This window comes from Dysgonomonas hofstadii (genome assembly GCF_014196915.1).
GTDB classification, from domain to species: Bacteria; Bacteroidota; Bacteroidia; order Bacteroidales; family Dysgonomonadaceae; genus Dysgonomonas; species Dysgonomonas hofstadii.
Window position 1 is genome coordinate 110,064 of the sequence record NZ_JACIEP010000001.1, and the last position, 18,051, is coordinate 128,114.

The 18,051-nt window shown below is 39.9% G+C and carries 11 protein-coding genes; all 11 read left to right on the top strand.

Going from position 1 to position 18,051, the window contains the following annotated elements:
• Nucleotides 1–43: 43 nt before the first annotated feature.
• Nucleotides 44–1,435, top strand: a complete 1,392-nt coding sequence (locus GGR21_RS00370; RefSeq protein WP_183305163.1) for an alginate lyase family protein — start codon at nucleotides 44–46, stop codon at nucleotides 1,433–1,435.
• Nucleotides 1,436–1,503: 68 nt separating this feature from the next.
• Nucleotides 1,504–3,162: a hypothetical protein gene (locus GGR21_RS00375; RefSeq protein WP_183305164.1), complete on the top strand. Its 1,659-nt coding sequence runs from the start codon at nucleotides 1,504–1,506 to the stop codon at nucleotides 3,160–3,162.
• 37 nt (nucleotides 3,163–3,199) lie between these two features.
• Nucleotides 3,200–4,597, top strand: coding sequence for a DUF1593 domain-containing protein (locus GGR21_RS00380; RefSeq protein WP_183305165.1), 1,398 nt, complete (start codon nucleotides 3,200–3,202; stop codon nucleotides 4,595–4,597).
• A gap of 16 nt (nucleotides 4,598–4,613) precedes the next feature.
• Complete coding sequence (locus GGR21_RS00385) at nucleotides 4,614–6,614, top strand: glycoside hydrolase family 97 protein (protein ID WP_183305166.1); 2,001 nt, start codon at nucleotides 4,614–4,616, stop codon at nucleotides 6,612–6,614.
• Between the two features lie 2 nt (nucleotides 6,615–6,616).
• Nucleotides 6,617–8,551 (top strand): glycoside hydrolase family 127 protein, encoded by a 1,935-nt coding sequence (locus GGR21_RS00390; protein WP_183305167.1) that lies wholly within the window; start codon nucleotides 6,617–6,619, stop codon nucleotides 8,549–8,551.
• 3 nt (nucleotides 8,552–8,554) lie between these two features.
• The gene (locus GGR21_RS00395; RefSeq protein ID WP_183305168.1) at nucleotides 8,555–9,958 is read left to right on the top strand and encodes a glycosyl hydrolase family 28 protein; all 1,404 of its coding nucleotides are present in this window, start codon (nucleotides 8,555–8,557) and stop codon (nucleotides 9,956–9,958) included.
• Nucleotides 9,959–9,971: 13 nt separating this feature from the next.
• Nucleotides 9,972–12,710 (top strand): hypothetical protein, encoded by a 2,739-nt coding sequence (locus GGR21_RS00400; RefSeq protein WP_183305169.1) that lies wholly within the window; start codon nucleotides 9,972–9,974, stop codon nucleotides 12,708–12,710.
• Nucleotides 12,707–14,371, top strand: coding sequence for a glycoside hydrolase family 43 protein (locus GGR21_RS00405; RefSeq protein ID WP_183305170.1), 1,665 nt, complete (start codon nucleotides 12,707–12,709; stop codon nucleotides 14,369–14,371). The genes GGR21_RS00400 and GGR21_RS00405 overlap by 4 nt, the downstream gene beginning before the upstream one ends.
• A 20-nt stretch (nucleotides 14,372–14,391) precedes the next feature.
• Nucleotides 14,392–15,600, top strand: coding sequence for a glycoside hydrolase family 88 protein (locus GGR21_RS00410; protein WP_183305171.1), 1,209 nt, complete (start codon nucleotides 14,392–14,394; stop codon nucleotides 15,598–15,600).
• Between the two features lie 668 nt (nucleotides 15,601–16,268).
• The gene (locus GGR21_RS00415; protein WP_183305172.1) at nucleotides 16,269–17,666 is read left to right on the top strand and encodes an RtcB family protein; all 1,398 of its coding nucleotides are present in this window, start codon (nucleotides 16,269–16,271) and stop codon (nucleotides 17,664–17,666) included.
• 4 nt (nucleotides 17,667–17,670) lie between these two features.
• On the top strand, nucleotides 17,671–18,045 hold the full coding sequence (locus GGR21_RS00420; RefSeq protein ID WP_183305173.1) for a VOC family protein: 375 nt from the start codon (nucleotides 17,671–17,673) through the stop codon (nucleotides 18,043–18,045).
• Nucleotides 18,046–18,051: the final 6 nt, after the last annotated feature.

An 18,051-nucleotide genomic window follows, 5' to 3' on the forward strand; every position in this document is an offset into this window, starting at 1 on the left:
ATAAGATTCCATTATTAACAGGTTCTTTAAAAGAAACTAAATAATGATTAAGAATTTAATTAAAACAGCAAGCGCCATCTTACTCTTGGCAATGTCGGTTTCCTGTCAGGAAAATAAACATGGCACTGTAGACCTGACTTTACCTGAAGAACCGGAAAAGCCAGTAGAAGCACAATATACATATAATCATCCCTGCGCCATGTTCAATCAGGATGACTTCGACAGGGTGAAATCGATGCTGGATAATGGCACGGCACCTCAGGCGGTGAAAGACGAGTACCAGAGTCTAAAAAACTCTGTATATACAGCGGCCGGTTATGCACACAATCCGCAAACGAAAATCGTTCGTGGTGATGTGACCGGAACCGGTGTCGCTTCGGAGAATTATAGTTATGCCATGCGTGACGCTGCATCATCATATCAGAAAGCTCTCTTATGGAAACTGACAGGTGATAATCAATATGCAGATGGAGCTGTAAAAATACTGAACGACTGGGCGGCAACGTGTACCGAAGTGACATCTAATGACGCTAATCATAAGCTTGCTGCTGGTTGCCAGGGTTACACATTTGCCAATGCAGCTGAGATATTACAAAACTATGAAGGATGGAAAGCCAGTGATCTGGCAACATTCAAATCATGGATGGTCCGTGTTTTCGCATCTAAGAATAAAGATTTTCTGGATAATCATCAGGGAGCAAATAATTGTCCGTTGCATTACTGGTCTAACTGGGATTTGGTGAATCTGTGCTCATATCTGTCTATTGGTGTCTTGACCGAAGACGATGATATGGTCAATTATGTGGTCAACTATTTTCATAATGGTGCCGGAAACGGCTGTCTCAAAAATATGATACAAGGAGCATTTACCGATCCGCTAAACTCGGGTGAAACTCTTTGCCAGAATCAGGAGAGCGGACGCGATCAGGGACATGCATCGATGACAGTTGCCGTTGCGGCCAATCTTGCGCAAATGGCTTATACGCTATATCAGGATAACGAATCTGTAGCCGAACTGGACTTTTTCGCGGCTAGTGATAATGCATTGATGAAAATGGGAGAATATACAGCTTTATTCAACCTAAAAGATGGCACAGACAATGCCAATGCCAGTGGTTCATGGCTCATCACTGCCGATAAAATGCCTTTCAAAGAATATAAATATTGTACAGGATGTAGTTGCAAGGATCAGAACCATGGAGCTATACATACATCCGTCGCTGATGACACGGGACGTGGAGGTGTGCGTCCGGGATGGGAAATTCTTTATAATCACTATGCTAATGTAAAAGGATTAGGCAGTGGTTATAAATATGCCAAACAACTATCGGACAAAATGCGTCCGGAAGGTGGAACTGGCGACAGCCGTTATGGTGGCAACAGTGGAGCTTTCGATCAATTGGGATGGGGTACTTTGATGATGTACCGTCAATAAATTCATAGAAAATAAAACAAGGGGCTTTTCCACCGAAAGACTTGCCCCTTGTTTATATTAAAAAGACCATGAAAACAAAAATACTCTTATTCCTTATACTTTTTATTTTCGTCAAAGGCTTATTTGCTGCCGAGTGGCAATGGTCTGTAGAAATAAAGAGCATGAAATCGGATGAGACAAACGATCATCCCCGTGCTTTCCTTTGGATACCGTCAGACTGTAAGCAGGTAAGAGGTATTGTTGTAGGTATGCACAACATGCAGGAAGAAGGTATTATGGAACACCCCGATTTTAGGAAAACCATGTCAGAGATTGGTTTTGCCGAAATATGGGTGACACCGGGAATAGACCCGCTATTCGATACAGCAACAGGTGCGCAGGCAGCTTTTGATGAAATGCTTGAATCCCTGGCCGAAGTATCCGGTTATACAAAGATAAAATACGCCCCGATAGTACCTGTCGGACATTCTGCCTATGCGTCCTTTCCATGGAACTTTGCGGCATGGAATCCTGAAAGAACTTTAGCAATACTGTCTGTACACGGCGACGCTCCTAAAACTAACCTCACCGGTTGCGGGCGTCCGAACCTAGACTGGCAGAATCGCAATACCAACGGTATACCCGGACTAATGGTTATGGGTGAATACGAGTGGTGGGAAGACCGTCTTGATCCAGCCATAATTTACAAGAAAAATTATCCGGAAGCCCCGGTTTCGCTCCTTGCCGATGCAGGACACGGGCATTTCGATCATTCAGATATGCTGATAGAATATCTGGCATTATTTATCAGAAAAGCAGCCAAATTCCGCTTACCGGAAACAATACCGAATGATAGACCAATAAAATTGAAGCCGATAGACCCGCAAAAAGGCTGGCTGGCAGACCGCTGGCATCCGGATCAGGAAAGAAGAGCCGATACCGCTCCATATCCAGAGTATAAAGGTGATCGTCATGACGCTTTCTGGTATTTCGACCAGGAAATAGCAACTCTTACAGAAAGATATTATGAGAAAGCAAGAGGCAAGAAAGCGCAATATATAGGTATCGTGCAGGATGGAATATTATTGCCATTCGGAGAAAAGTCACATGCCAATTACAATGTGAGATTCAAACCCGAACAGGATGGATTGATATTTCATCTGGCGGCTATATTCACAGATTCACTACGTAGTTCTGTAGCAGAAAATCATTCAAAAAAAGAAAATATAAAGATCGACCGTATATGCGGCCCGGTTCAAAAAATAAATGATACAACTTTCACGGTCTGTTTTTATCGTATGGGTTTGAACAACCCTAAGCGTACAGGCGATATATGGCTTATTGCACATCATGAAGGAGATAAAGAATATAAGAGTTCGGTTCAGCAACTCAATATCCGAATCCCTTACCCAATAAAAGAAGGGAAAGCACAGAATATATTATTTAATCCGATAGATAATATATCGAAAAACTCAAAAGAAGTAACACTCGAAGCTAAGTCTGATAGTGGATTACCTGTCTGTTACTATGTAAAAGAAGGACCTGCTGAGATTATTAAAGATAAACTTATAATAACCAAAATACCGCCGCGAGCCAAATACCCTGTAAAAGTGACAGTTGTAGCATGGCAATACGGAATAGAAGGTAAATATAAAACGGCTGAGGCTGTTGAAAGAAGTTTTTATATAAGAAAAAACAGGTATAAAGTGAAAATGAAACAAAATGGCCGTGGATATGAGACAATGTAGGATAATAAATATGACTGAATATCTATACTTTAGCAAAATGAAGAATATAGTATTTATATTATTTCTTTACATTATGTCGGGAACTTTTAATGTGTACTCACAAGATAATATTTTAAAACCCCGTGTTTTCATACTGACCGATATCAATAATGAACCCGATGACGAACAATCATTAGTGCGTCTGTTAGTATATAGCAATGAGTTTGATATTGAGGGTTTGGTTGCCACAACATCCTGTTGGTTGAAAAAAGACACAAGGGAAGATTTGATTAGAAGACAATTGGCCGCTTATGGGTTAGTTCACCGCAATTTGTCGAAGCATGCCGCAGGATTTCCAACTCAAAAAGAATTGGAGGCGGTAACTTGCACAGGGCAACCAACTTATGGGTTGGATGCTGTTGGAATAGGTAAATCAACTACTGGTTCAAGATTATTGATTGAAGCGGCGAAGAAAAAAGATACTCGTCCTCTGTGGGTGCTATTATGGGGAGGTGCTAACACGCTGGCTCAGGCGTTATTGGATGCCCGCAGCGAATTAAATGAAGAGGAATTGAGTGTTCTTGTTTCTCAATTAAAAGTATATTCGATTTCAGACCAAGATGATGCAGGCCAGTGGATACGTAAAGAATTCCCTTCTCTTTTTTATATTGTAGACCCTTCTAATCCTGATTTTCAGCAGTATTATTCAGCTACATGGAATGGAATTGCAGGAGACCGTCATAATAGATCAGGAGTATTATATCACTTCGATTTGGTTGATAGCCCTTGGCTGGGAAAAAATATAATGAAAAATCACGGAGCTTTAGGAGAATGTTACCCACCAACGGCTGTTCAGATGGAAGGAGATACACCGTCTTTCTTCGGCTTGATAAATAATGGTTTGGGTTGGAATATAAGCCCTGATTATGGAGGCTGGGGCGGCCGTTATAAGCTTTATCAGGCATACGGGGAGACCAGACCAATCTGGACAAGTAATAAAGATAGCCGCGATACCGTCGAATATGATGCAGGGAAAACTTATACATCTAACGGAACAACAATCTGGCGTTGGCGCGATCATTTTCAATATGATTTTGCAGCCAGAATGGATTGGTGTATTGCAAATACATACGAAAAGGCAAACCATAATCCGGTTGTTATTTTAAATGGCGACCATACAAAGGATGTGTTGTATATAAAAACAGAAGGAAAACAAAAAATACTATTATCGGCAACAGGTACTTCCGATCCCGATAAAGACGATATAGATATAAAATGGTGGATTTATCCGGAAGCAGGAAATGTGGACGGAGCCGTATTATGCAACGAAAATGGGATGACAACAGAAGTTGATTTGTCAAATGCGAAAGGTGATACCCTTCATGTCATACTTCAGGTAAACGACAATGGCAGCCCTAATTTATATAGTTATCGCCGGGCAATAATTATCCTTTAATCAAAACAATCAAAATATGAGAAACTTAAAAAAGTATTTTTCTTTATTAATTATCACATCTTTTTTCTGCAATATTCTTTCTGCACAGAAAGTTATTGATTCTACCCGTTCGCAAATAACATCACCCGATGGAAAATACATATTCGAAGTTTATCAGAAAGAGTTTTCCGGCGGGGAAAAACAAATGTATTATACTCTCTCTTATAATAACAAAACTGTAATAGAAGAATCGGAACTGGGAGTATTAATTGAAAACCAGTTGTTTGAATCAGCTTTAGGCATTCAAAATGATTCCTGCAAAATATGGGGTGAAAACTTAACTCTCACTGATAAAAATAGTCGCACAACAGATAATACATGGAAACCTTTATACGGTGAACGTAATACAATTAAGGATCATTACAACGAATTGACTCTGAAATTTCAAAAAGGTGGAGTTGAACACAAAGAAATAAAAGAACATACTTATGACAGGAGGCGCTATTATCATATGAATTTTATAGTCCGCGCTTATGATGAAGGAGTTGCTTTCCGTTATCATTTCCCAGAGGCCACTAATGGATTGTTTCTTCATATAGTTGGCGAACAAACACAGTTTACGTTACCCGAAGGAACAATGGCATATTATGAGCGTTGGGCACAGGGGCCATACTCATTCTTACCTCTAAAGAATTGGAGAGATGAGTGTGAGCGTCCATTAACAATGAAACTGCAAAATGGGCTTACTGTAGCCCTTGCCGAAGCTGGGATGATTGACTATGCCCGTATGAAATTCCGTTTGAGTGATAAAAAAGCTAATACATTGCAAGCTTCATTATATAGTTCAGTTGATATAATTACTCCGTACAATACTCCTTGGCGTGTAATCATGGCGGCTGAAAAGGCAATTGATTTAATTGCAAACAATGATATAATATTAAACCTTAATCCTGAAAACAAGATAAAAGATACTTCATGGATTAAGCCGGGGAAAGTCATTCGTGTCGCTAAAATGACTCAGGAAGATGCTAAAAAATGTGTCGACTTTGCTGCCGAACGCGGACTTCAATATATTCATATAGATGCCGGTTGGTATGGCCCTGAAATAAGTATGAGTTCGGATGCTACAAAGGTGGCAGAGAACAGGGATTTTGATATTCCTGCATTGACTGCATATGCAGCATCAAAAGGAATCGGGCTGATGGTATATGTAAATCAGCGCGCACTTGTTCAGCAATTGGATGAAATATTACCGCTCTATAAAAAATGGGGAATAAAAGGTATAAAATTTGGTTTTGTTCAGATCGGTAACCAGCATTGGAGTACATGGCTTCACGATGCCGTAAAGAAATGTGCGGAATATGAGATGTTGGTCGATATCCATGACGAGTACCGTCCGACAGGTTTCAGCCGTACTTATCCTAACCTGATGACACAGGAAGGTATTCGGGGCAATGAAGAATTTCCGGATGCTACAAGTAATACGATATTGCCGTTTACACGTTTTCTTGCAGGTGCAGGAGATTATACAATTTGTTACTATGATAACAGGATAAAAACAACGCATGCACATCAATTGGCTATGGCGGCAGTATATTACAGCCCGTTGCAGTTCATGTACTGGTACGATCAGCCATCGGCATATACAGGAGAACCTGAAATAGAATTTTTCGATAAGGTAAAAACAGTATGGGATGACACGAAAGTTATAGCAGGAGATATAGGGGAGTCTGTAACGATTGCCCGTCGCAGTGCTCAGGATTGGTTTTTAGGCACCATAGGTAATAATGATGCACACAGTATTGTGACTCCCCTGTCTTTTCTGGATGCAGGAAAGAAATATGTAGCTAATATCTATACTGATGATGATAAAATAGAAACTAAAACCAAAGTAAGGATAACCCGGCTGATAGTAGATAATGCAACCAACCTGCAATTCCAACTGAAAGCAAGCGGCGGGTGTGCTATCCATTTCACTCCTGCGACAAGAGAGGATTTGAAGAAGTATAAAGCATATAAGACAAATCAGATACTATAAGCATGAAAATAATTTATATAACATTGTTATCCCTTTTTTGCTGTTCTACATTAACTGCTCAATCCGTCTATCCCGGTCAGCATAAAGGAAAGATCAAACAGCCACTGAACGGCGAGGTCAAAGCCTATAGTTTCGACCTGAAAGACGTTCGCCTACTTGATTCTCCTTTTCGTCAAAATATGGAACGCGAATCCAAATGGATATTATCACTCGGTGTAGACAGGCTTCTTCACAGTTTCCGCAATACGGCAGGGGCTTATGCCGGACGCGAAGGCGGTTATATGACTGTAAAAAAACTAGGAGGATGGGAATCTCTCGACTGCGAACTTCGCGGACACTCCACAGGACACATATTATCCGGATTAGCCTACCTCTTTGCCTCTACCGGAGATGAAAGGTATAAAATAAAGTCAGACAGTATTGTGAAAGGACTGGCAGAAGTACAAGAAGTCCTGATAGAAAATGGGCAGAAAGGGTATATAAGTGCTTACCCTGAAAACCTTATCAATCGTAATATAGCAGGAAAAAGCGTTTGGGCGCCGTGGTATACACTGCATAAAGTTTATGCAGGGCTTATCGACCAGTATCTTTATTGTGACAACAAAGATGCACTCGAAATTATGCAAAAAGCCGCTTCATGGGCATATCAGAAACTAATGCCGCTTAGTGAAGAACAACATACAATAATGCTCCGCAACGAATTTGGAGGCATTAATGAGGCTTTCTATAATCTGTATGCAATAACCGGAAATTCAGAACATAAAAAATTAGCCGAATTCTTTTATCATGCTGCTGTTATCGATCCATTAGCAGAACATAAAGCCGACCTTTATTTCAAACATGCCAATACATTCATACCAAAAGTAATAGGTGAAGCCCGAAATTACGAACTGCATAGTAGCGAACGGTCTAAAGACATAGCTAACTTTTTCTGGAATACAGTTATAGACCATCAAACTTATTGCACAGGAGGAAACAGCCATAAAGAAAAGTTCATTCACTCCGACAGCATTTCCAAAAACCTGACGGGCTATACACAGGAAACATGCAATACAAACAATATGCTAAAACTTACTCGACATTTGTTCTGCTGGGATGCTGATCCGAAATATGCAGATTATTATGAAAGGGCATTATATAATCATATTCTCGGTCAACAAGACCCTCAGTCGGGAATGGTCGCTTACTTCCTGCCATTGCTTCCCGGAGCGCATAAGGTATACAGCACACCTGAAAACTCTTTCTGGTGCTGTGTCGGTACAGGTTTTGAAAATCATGCAAAATATGGAGAAGCTATTTACTACCACGACAACAATGGATTGTATGTAAACCTCTTTATTCCATCAGAACTGACCTGGAACGAAAAAGGTGTAAAAGTAAAACAGGAAACAGATTTTCCTGAAAATGGAAATGTAAGGCTTACTATATCAACAGATAAGAATATCAAAATGCCAGTTTACCTACGCTATCCCGAGTGGGCAAAGAATGTGGCGGTAAAAGTCAACGGGAAGAAAATAAACATAAAACAAACCCAATCGAGTTATATCTCAATTGACAGAACTTGGAAGGATGGGGATCAAATAGAGGTAAATTATCCAATGAATCTGTATCTGGCAGAAACTAACGACAACCCTGATAAAGCTGCTGTGATGTACGGGCCTCTTGTCCTTGCAGGCACAATGGGTACGGAAGGAATGAAAGCCCCTGCGCCATTCTCAAATCCTATGTTGTATAATGATTACTATACTTACGACTATAATGTTCCTGTAAGTATAAAAACAGAATTAAGTCTTAATAAAAAGAATCTGGAACAATATATCAAACCGCTTGCAGGGAGTCCTTTAGCCTTTTCTGTAGAAAAAGAAAATGTTCGTTTAGAACCTATCTATAAGATTCATCACCAGCGTTATGTAGTTTATTGGGATTTATTAAAATAAAATATGAAAAAGACATCATCATTTGTACTATTACTCTTAATTATATTTGTAAACAACCACGTTTGCACGCAGATTGTTACTCATTCTGTACCAAAAGAATTGTATTACGGAATGCATAACGACGATTATACCGTGCAGGTGCGTGTGCCCGGAGACCGTGAGTGGACAGACCTGTATGAGTACAATGTAAAAGTGGATATGGATACGAAATCCAATGCATCGATGGTTTATTTTGACTTTAACGGTGTTGTTGAGGTCAAAGTGCAAAAGAATAACGGAGATATTAATAAAGCCGTCATTCGTCCGCTATCGAAAGGTGTAATACCACAAATAAATGATAATGTCATAATTTTTACACTTGACACCCCTCAAAACCTGTCGGTAGAATTTAATGGAGACCGTCTCAGTAATCTGCATATTTTCACAAACCCCCTTGAAACAAATAAGCCTAAAGAAGATGCGGAAGGAGTCATGTATTTTAAGGCTGGATTACATACACCGGCCGAAGAAGATAAAGGGGTTTTCAAAATACCATCGAATACCACTCTATATATGGAAAGTGGTGCAGTGCTGAAAGGAAAACTACTCTGTGAGAATGTAGAAAACGTGCAGATATGTGGACGAGGTTTTCTTCTGGAACCTACACAAGGGATTGCTATCAACTTCTCCAAAAACGTGGAAGTTCATGATATAATAGCTATCAATCCTCGCCACTATTCGATTGCAGGCGGACAATCATCGGGAATAACTATTCGTAATTTCAGATCGTTTAGCAATCAGGGATGGAGCGACGGTATCGATATGATGTGTTGTCGGGATGTATTGATCGATAATGTTTTTATGCGTAATAGCGATGATTGTATAGCCTTGTATAATCACAGATGGGATTTTTATGGGGGGAGCAGTAACATTACATTACAGAATTCCACCTTATGGGCAGATATAGCCCACCCTATAAATATGGGAGGTCATGGAGATCCTGACAATGATCCCGGCGAGGTTATGGAGAATATAACGATCCGCAATGTGGATATTTTAGAGCATGATGAAGACGATCCTCCTTATCAGGGTTGTATTTCTATCGATGCCGGCGATCGTAATCTGGTACGAAATATATTGTGTGAAGACATCAGGGTGGAAAATATACAGGAAGGACGGTTGTTGTATATAAAAGTCCGTTTCAATGAGAAATATGACAAACAACCCGGACGGGGAATAGAAAACGTTACATTCCGCAATATATCCTACAATGGTACGAATGAAAGCTTATGTGTACTTGAAGGATTAACTAAAGATCAGATAATAAAAGATGTGACATTTGAGAATGTAACTATAAATGGAAAGAAGATTACTAATCTGGATTATTTCCGTCACAATGAGTTTATCAGGAATATTCGCTTTAAATAAAAAAAACGAAAAAATGAAATATCTAATTCTAGTCATTTTCATCTTATTTGTTTATCCGGGTTTATCGGCACAGCAAATACCATTACCTGAGAATCTGCCTCAGTCTCATCCCCGCTTGATGACTACACCGGACTATAAGACTGTTTTACAAAAGCAGCTAAAAGAAGAAGCATGGGCAAAAGAGGTAATGCAAGGGATTTTAGACAGGATAAATCCCTATGTAGAGAAAACACAAAAAGAACCCGACTGGCTTTATTCACGACTGATGATGTACTGGAAAAGCCATGCTACACAGGTATATATCAATGGTGGAGCTTATTCCCATGCCGAGGGCAAAGCGCCTGTTCCTACTGTCCGTTTCGGTAGCACACGTGGGATAAGTTCATCTTTCAGCCGGCCAAAGATAGAAGATGTCATTCCTTATATGGACGATACCAAAGGTGTCTATTTTCGTAATACATCAAAAGAGGGTAATCCATTGGAATGGGTTGATCAATCGAATGTATCGGGTGGAAGTATCGAAAGCGTTAATGAAGAAATTATGCGAATCGGTAAGGATGCGGCTTTTATATATTGGATTACTGATGATGAAAAATACGCCAAATTTGCTTTCGATCTGTTTGATACCTATATGACAGGTATGTTCTATCGCACAGAACCCATCGATCTGGGTAACGGTCATGCCAATACTTTAGCAGGACTTTCCACATTCGAAGTAATACAGGAACGTATTCTCAATGAACTAGCTTATCTCTATGATTTTATTCATCCTTATGTAAAAACAAAACATAGTGATAAGATGGGCATGTATGACTCTACATTAAAAAAATGGATAGACCTGAGTATAAAAAATGGCGTACCCCATAACAATTGGAACCTTCATAAATCAAAGTTTATACTTAAAGTGGCAATGGTTTTAGAAGATAATAAGAACTATACAGACGGCAAAGGACGCGAATATTATATCGACTATATATTGAATAAGACATCCGCCCGTCAATGGTCACTGACCGACTTTATGAAATACGGCTACGACTACAATACAGGCATATGGAACGAATGTCCCGGATATGCACAGGGAGTAACCAAAGACCTGACTAATTTTATCCGTGATTATGATAATACTTTCAATCAGAATTTATTACCATATATGCCTGTAATGGAAAAAGCGGTGGAAATGCTTCCTCAATACTTGTTCCCCAATAAGCAGATAACAGCCTTTGGTGATACATATTATGGAGGTATTAATACAGAAGCGATGAGCGATATGGTCCGTATGGCACAAAAGCATGGCAATAAGGATAAAGAGGTATTGTTTACCAGAATGTACAAGTTGTTTGAGCCAAATGCAGAACAACAAAACACCGGTGCACAGAAGCTAGCCCCACAGGTTGCATCGTTCTTTACCAGCAAGCCGCTTGTGTTGGATAAGAATATAGAAAAAGGCAAACCTGGTGATTATATCACACAAACATTTTATGCTCCGAATGTAAGCTGGTTTGTACAACGTAATAAATACGATGACAAGCAAAACGGTATGATGATATCGCAATATGCCTCCTATGGCAACCATGCCCATAGTAACGGCGTAGCGATGGAACTATACGGTAAAGGTTATATACTAGGTGCAGAATCGGGCATTGGCTCATCTTATTTCGAAAAACCCTATCTGGAATATTACTCGCAATTCCCTGCCCATAATACGGTAATGGTAGACGGTATCTCGAAATATCCGGAAATGCTAAGTAATCATCCATTTGATTTACTTAGCTGTTATCCCGAATCGAACCAAAAGGAAGGTTATTATCCTGATATAACATATTCGGATGTCTATTTCTTAGAACCCGAAAGCCGCAGCGATCAGAACCGTTTGTTAAGCATTATCAGCACAGGTGAAACGACAGGCTATTATGTGGATATTTTCCGTTCGAAGAAACAACGCAGTGGAGATAAGTTTCACGACTATTTCTACCATAATTTAGGACAGGAACTTTTTATCCAAAATATGAAAGGTGAAAATCTTAATTTGCAGCCTAGTGATGAAATGGCTTTTGCCGGAGGACATCTGTTTGCCCTCGACTATATGTGGGATAAGAAGTCTGCAAAAACAAACGAGGACTATCAGGCAATTTGGAAAATGAGCTTTCCTGATGGTAATAATATTTATATGAACCTATGGATGAAAGGACAGGAAGGGCGCGAGGTATTTTCCATTAAAGCTCCACCATGCAAAGCTTTTCGCAATAATAATGATTTTCCGTATGAGGTAAATAAATCGCCTTATCTGACTATTGCTGCCCGTCAACATGGCGAGGCATGGAACCATCAGTTTGTTTCCATATTCGAACCAACTACGGAAAAAGAAGGAAAATCTATCCAGTCGATAGAATCGTTTGATGTCGCTGGTGTTTCTCCTGACTTTGTAGGATTAATAGTAAAAAGTAAATCAGGAAGGACGGATTATATATTCTCTTCAATAAAGGATGAGGATGTGTCTTACAACAACATGGCTGCTAATGGAACTTATGCCGTGATAAGTGAGAATAATAAGGATTTTACGCTATTCTTGGGTAATGGCACACTTATTCAGGGGAAAGGCTTTACCATCGAAGCGAATGAAAAATCAAATGTAATACTCGAATATAAAAATGGAGAATACTATTTCACGTGTAACAAACCTGTCACTATAATAAGAGCGGGAGGAAAGGAAATCAAAAAGGATAAGACAACATATCAAAAGATCAAGCTATGAGAGAACTGACCATCATATTGGGGTTGATTATCAGCCTTACTACTCACGCTCAATATAAATCACAGGTTTGGGTTTCCGACCAAGGCGATGGGACATATAAAAATCCGGTTCTTTATGCCGACTATTCCGATCCGGATATAATACGCGTGGGTGATGACTATTATATGACTGCGTCCAGTTTCAACTGTGTACCAGGATTACCTATCCTTCACTCAAAGGATTTGGTTAACTGGAAAATAGTCAACTATGCCCTGCACGATTTATATCTTGGAGGAGTAGAACCACAAAATTTCTTTGACAAAGCACAACATGGCAAAGGCGTCTGGGCTCCCTGTATCCGCTATCATAAAGGTGAATATATAATTTATTGGGGCGATCCCGATTTCGGTATTTACGTAGTCAAGACAAAAGATATACTGGGCAAATGGGATAAACCAATCCTTGTACTTCCGGGTAAAGGCAGGATAGACCCGAGTCCACTATTCGATGATGATGGAAAAGTGTACCTGACTCATGCGTGGGCGGGCAGTCGTGCCAATATGAACAGTGTAATGACTCTTTGCGAACTGAATGGAGACGGCACAAAAACGATAAGTGGAGAAAGCCTTATTTATGACGGGCTGTTACAGGGAAATCATACAACCGAAGGCGGTAAGTTCTATAAGAAAGATGGTTATTATTATCTGCTGGCTCCAGCCGGAGGAGTGGAAATGGGCTGGCAAATAGCTCTTCGCTCAAAAAATGTATATGGCCCATATGAAATGAAGAAAGTGCTACATCAAGGAAGTACTAATATCAACGGACCACATCAGGGAGGGTTGGTTGAAACACAAACGGGCGAATGGTGGTTTATGCATTTTCAGGATAAGGGAGCATATGGACGTATTATCCATCTGCAACCAGTTACATGGAAAGACGGCTGGCCTGTAATGGGTATTAATGATAAAGGTTACTGCGGTGAGCCTGTACTAACATATAAGAAGCCGAATGTAGGAAAAACCTATCCGATAGAAACTCCACAGGAGAGCGATGAGTTTAATAGCCCGAAACTAAGCTTACAATGGTCGTGGCATGCTAATCCCAAACAGACATGGGGCTATGCTTCCAATCTCGGATATTACCGGATGTATGGCCAATATTATCCTGAAAACTATACTAACTTCTGGGATATACCGAACCTGTTGATGCAGAAACCGACTGCACCTGAACTTACAGCCACAATGAAAGTAACGGCAGTATTACAGAATGAGGGAGACAAAGCCGGATTGATAATGATGGGATGGGATTATTCCTATATAGCACTAGTAAAAGCAACAACAGGCTATGAAGTGGAACAGATTGTCTGTAAGGATGTCGAACAGAAAACACCCGAAAAAGAAATAGCCAGAGTTCCTCTGAAAAACCTGAAAACAGAGATAAAATATAATTACCAGACTAAACTTGAAAATACAGAATTCTATTTCCGCGTACAGGTAAGAGACGGAGCAATATGCACTTTCTCATATAGTACGGACGGAAAGAAGTATCAAAACATAGGTGAACAATTTACTGCACGTCAGGGCAAATGGATAGGAGCTAAAACAGGTATGTTTATTATGAATAAAACACCAAACACGCAGCGTTCCTGGATAGATGTAGACTGGTTCAGAGTTGAAAAATGAAAAAATAAAATATAAGATATATGAAATTAAGAAATGTCATTTTAGGGATCAGTTCTTCAATATTACTGTTATCCTGTTCTCAGAACGATACATCAAACAATTTTGATGTTGATAAAAACCTAACCTATTGTAATACACAAATAGAAAGGACGTTATCCGAAATATCCGGTAAGCAGATGATGCCGCGTAATATTATGGATAGCCTTACTCAATGGAAGCTTGTACCAATTGAGATTAGTGAATGGACAGTCGGGTTCTGGCCAGGTATACTCTGGTATAATTACGAGAACACAGGAAATACGGCAGATGCAGATGTGGCCACATATTACACCGATTTGCTGGAACCTTTGACCAAGCTTCCCGTTTATGACCATGATCTCGGATTCCAGATATTTTGCAGTTATGGGAATGCTTATCGTCTGACCGGAAACGAAAAATATAAACAGATTATTCTTAATGCAGCTGATACACTTGCGATCCTGTTCAATCCAAAGGTGGGAACAATATTGTCATGGCCTCGTGAAGTAGAACCCAATAATTGGCCACACAATACCATTATGGATAACATGATCAATCTGGAAATGTTGTATTGGGCAGCCAAAAACGGAGGCAGCAAGAGGCTTTACGATATTGCTACAAAACACGCCGAAACAACGATGAAATATAATTTCCGTGAGGATGGAGGAAATTACCATGTGGCTGTTTATGATACTATCTCAGGGAATTTTATTAAGGGTGTAACTCATCAGGGTTATGCTGATAGCACATTATGGGCAAGGGGACAAGCCTGGGCTATATACGGCTACGCAATGGTATATCGTGAAACACAGGATAAGAAATTCCTGCGCTTTGCAGAAAAAGTGACTGACTTATATCTAAGCCGTCTTCCAAAAGACGAATTTGTACCATATTGGGATTTCGACGCTCCTAATATACCGAATGAACCGCGGGATGCTTCAGCGGCGGCTATAGTCGCTTCGGGATTACTTGAGTTATCACAACTGGAAGATGATTCACAAAAAGCAAAAGAATATAAAGATGCAGCAGTAAATATGCTTATAGAGCTTTCTTCTGACAAATTCCAAAGCAGAGAATCAAAACCTTCATTCCTTCTACATTCGGTAGGACATTGGCCAAACAAATCAGAGGTGGATGCTGCCATTAATTATGCAGACTATTATTATATTGAGGCTTTAATAAGATATAAAAAGTTGATAGAGGAGGTTTAATAAGTAGTCCTCCGGTCAGACGATAAGCATTCCCATAACTGCAAATTAGCTGTATATTTGACATGCTACAGGAATATTCATATTCTAGGATAACTGTGTTTTCTTATTATTTACAATAACAGATAGTATATCCGGTTTGCAGGAATAAATTTTAGCTAATTCTAATTGAGCATTTGTATAATACTGATATAAGATTAAATTATTATCTTTTTATTCTAAAAATTTGTTAATATAAAAATACTTCATATATTTGCATCCGTAAAAATGAATGTTTTGAGTAGCGAGCGTGGAAGCCAAGTTTATTTGGATTATGCCGAGTCACGAAAAACATCTAATTAAAAGAATACTAACCCTTAAAAGTTTAGAGAAAGGGTATAATTATGTTGGTCAAAAAATAGAACACAAAAACACTAAGAAACTAATTTGGTTTATCGGGATGGTGAACCGGGCAATATTTGAATATATCTATCACAATTTATGGCTGCAAAGTTGATAGTTATTGGTTAGTTTCAAGCTCATCATTAAATTTTATTATTAATTGCTGATATATCGGCTTGCAGGGATCATTATATCCGTTTAGCTGCACTGTATCGCAATCAAAGAATATCTGGTCTTAAATAAGATTAGTTTAATACCTCTGTATATTCTTATATACCAATCAAACCATTATGGGCATAAAACCAAAAGAATTAAGTAAACTGGGATATACCGACAATATAGCTCGCAGTCTGGCATTAAATATAATAAGCAAGTACTGTAAGCACAATACAAAAGAAGTAATTAAAACAACTCTGACCGATTTGTTGGATAACCCTGAAAAATATAAAGGAGACGGGATATGGGGTAAACTGGCAGAACATTTCGCCCCAACTATCATTGACAAGCAATTTTCAGTTTATGACCTGTCAGATACACCTTTATCATACAAAACTTACGGTGGTAAGTTTATCGAAAGCCTGGCAAAGCAACAAATGGAACTGGCTATGCGTCTGCCTGTGACTGTTGGCGGAGCTTTGATGCCGGACGCACATGCAGGTTACGGACTACCTATCGGGGGTGTACTGGCTGTAGAAAATGCAGTAATCCCTTATGCTGTGGGAGTAGATATCGGTTGTAGAATGAGCCTGACAATATTCGATGCGAAGGCCGATTATCTGAAGCGCTATCCGCATCAGATAAAAGAAGCGCTAAAAGAATTTACGCATTTCGGTATGGATGGATGTTTAGGCTTTCCTCAAGAGCATGAGATACTGGACAGGAAAGAATTTCAGCTGACACCATTACTCAGGATGCTGCATGGAAAAGTTGTTCGTCAATTAGGTTCTTCCGGAGGGGGAAATCATTTTGTGGAATTCGGCGAAATTGAATTGATTGAAAACAATATCCTGAACCTTCCGTCAGGAAATTACATGGCGTTACTTTCCCATTCAGGTTCACGGGGAATGGGCGCGGCTATTGCAAGGCATTATAGTGATATAGCCCGTGAAGTATGCAAATTGCCAAGAGAGGCACAGCACTTTGCATGGCTTGGGCTTGATACCGATGCCGGACAGGAATACTGGATGAGTATGAATCTTGCAGGTGATTTTGCGCAGGCCTGCCACGAGCGGATTCATATCAATCTGTCGAAAGCACTTGGACTGAAAGTAATAGCTAATGTGAATAACCATCACAACTTTGCATGGCGGGAAGAAATTGCCCCTGGCAGGTATGCTATTGTGCATCGCAAAGGTGCTACTCCGGCAGGCAAAGGCATTGCGGGGTTTATTCCGGGTAGTATGGCAACAGCCGGTTATCTGGTGTGTGGAAAAGGAAATGCCGATTCTCTCAATTCTGCTTCACATGGTGCCGGCAGGGCAATGTCGCGTCAAAAGGCAAAAGAGCAGTTTACACAGTCGGCGTTGAAGAAATTGCTTTCGCAACAACAGGTAACGCTGATAGGTGGCAGTGTGGAGGAGATGCCATTGGCTTACAAAGATATTGATCGTATAATGCCGGCACAGGAATCATTGGTAGAAATTCACGGCAGGTTTATGCCGCGGATAGTGAGGATGAATAAGGAATAACGATATGTGTAAAATTAGATTAGATAACGATCCACCGCTGGCTACAGAACATTGGGGCTGGAAATATCACCATATGGGAATACCGACGGCAGAGGAGAGGGAAGGTGAGAAATATATTTCTCATCTGAAATTTTATGTATCGGGATTTTCGACAAGTCCTTTCGGTGTAGAATGGATGCGCTTTGACGATGATTCGCCTATACATCCATTGGTAAAATCAGTTCCACATATCGCTTTTGAGGTGGAAGACCTGGATTATGAATTATCCAGACATGAATTTAAGATTATTACAGCCCTGAATCCGCCATCGGAAGGTGTACGGGTGGCAATGATCGAGCACAATGGGGCTCCGATAGAATTAATAGAATTTAAAATTTAAACTTAC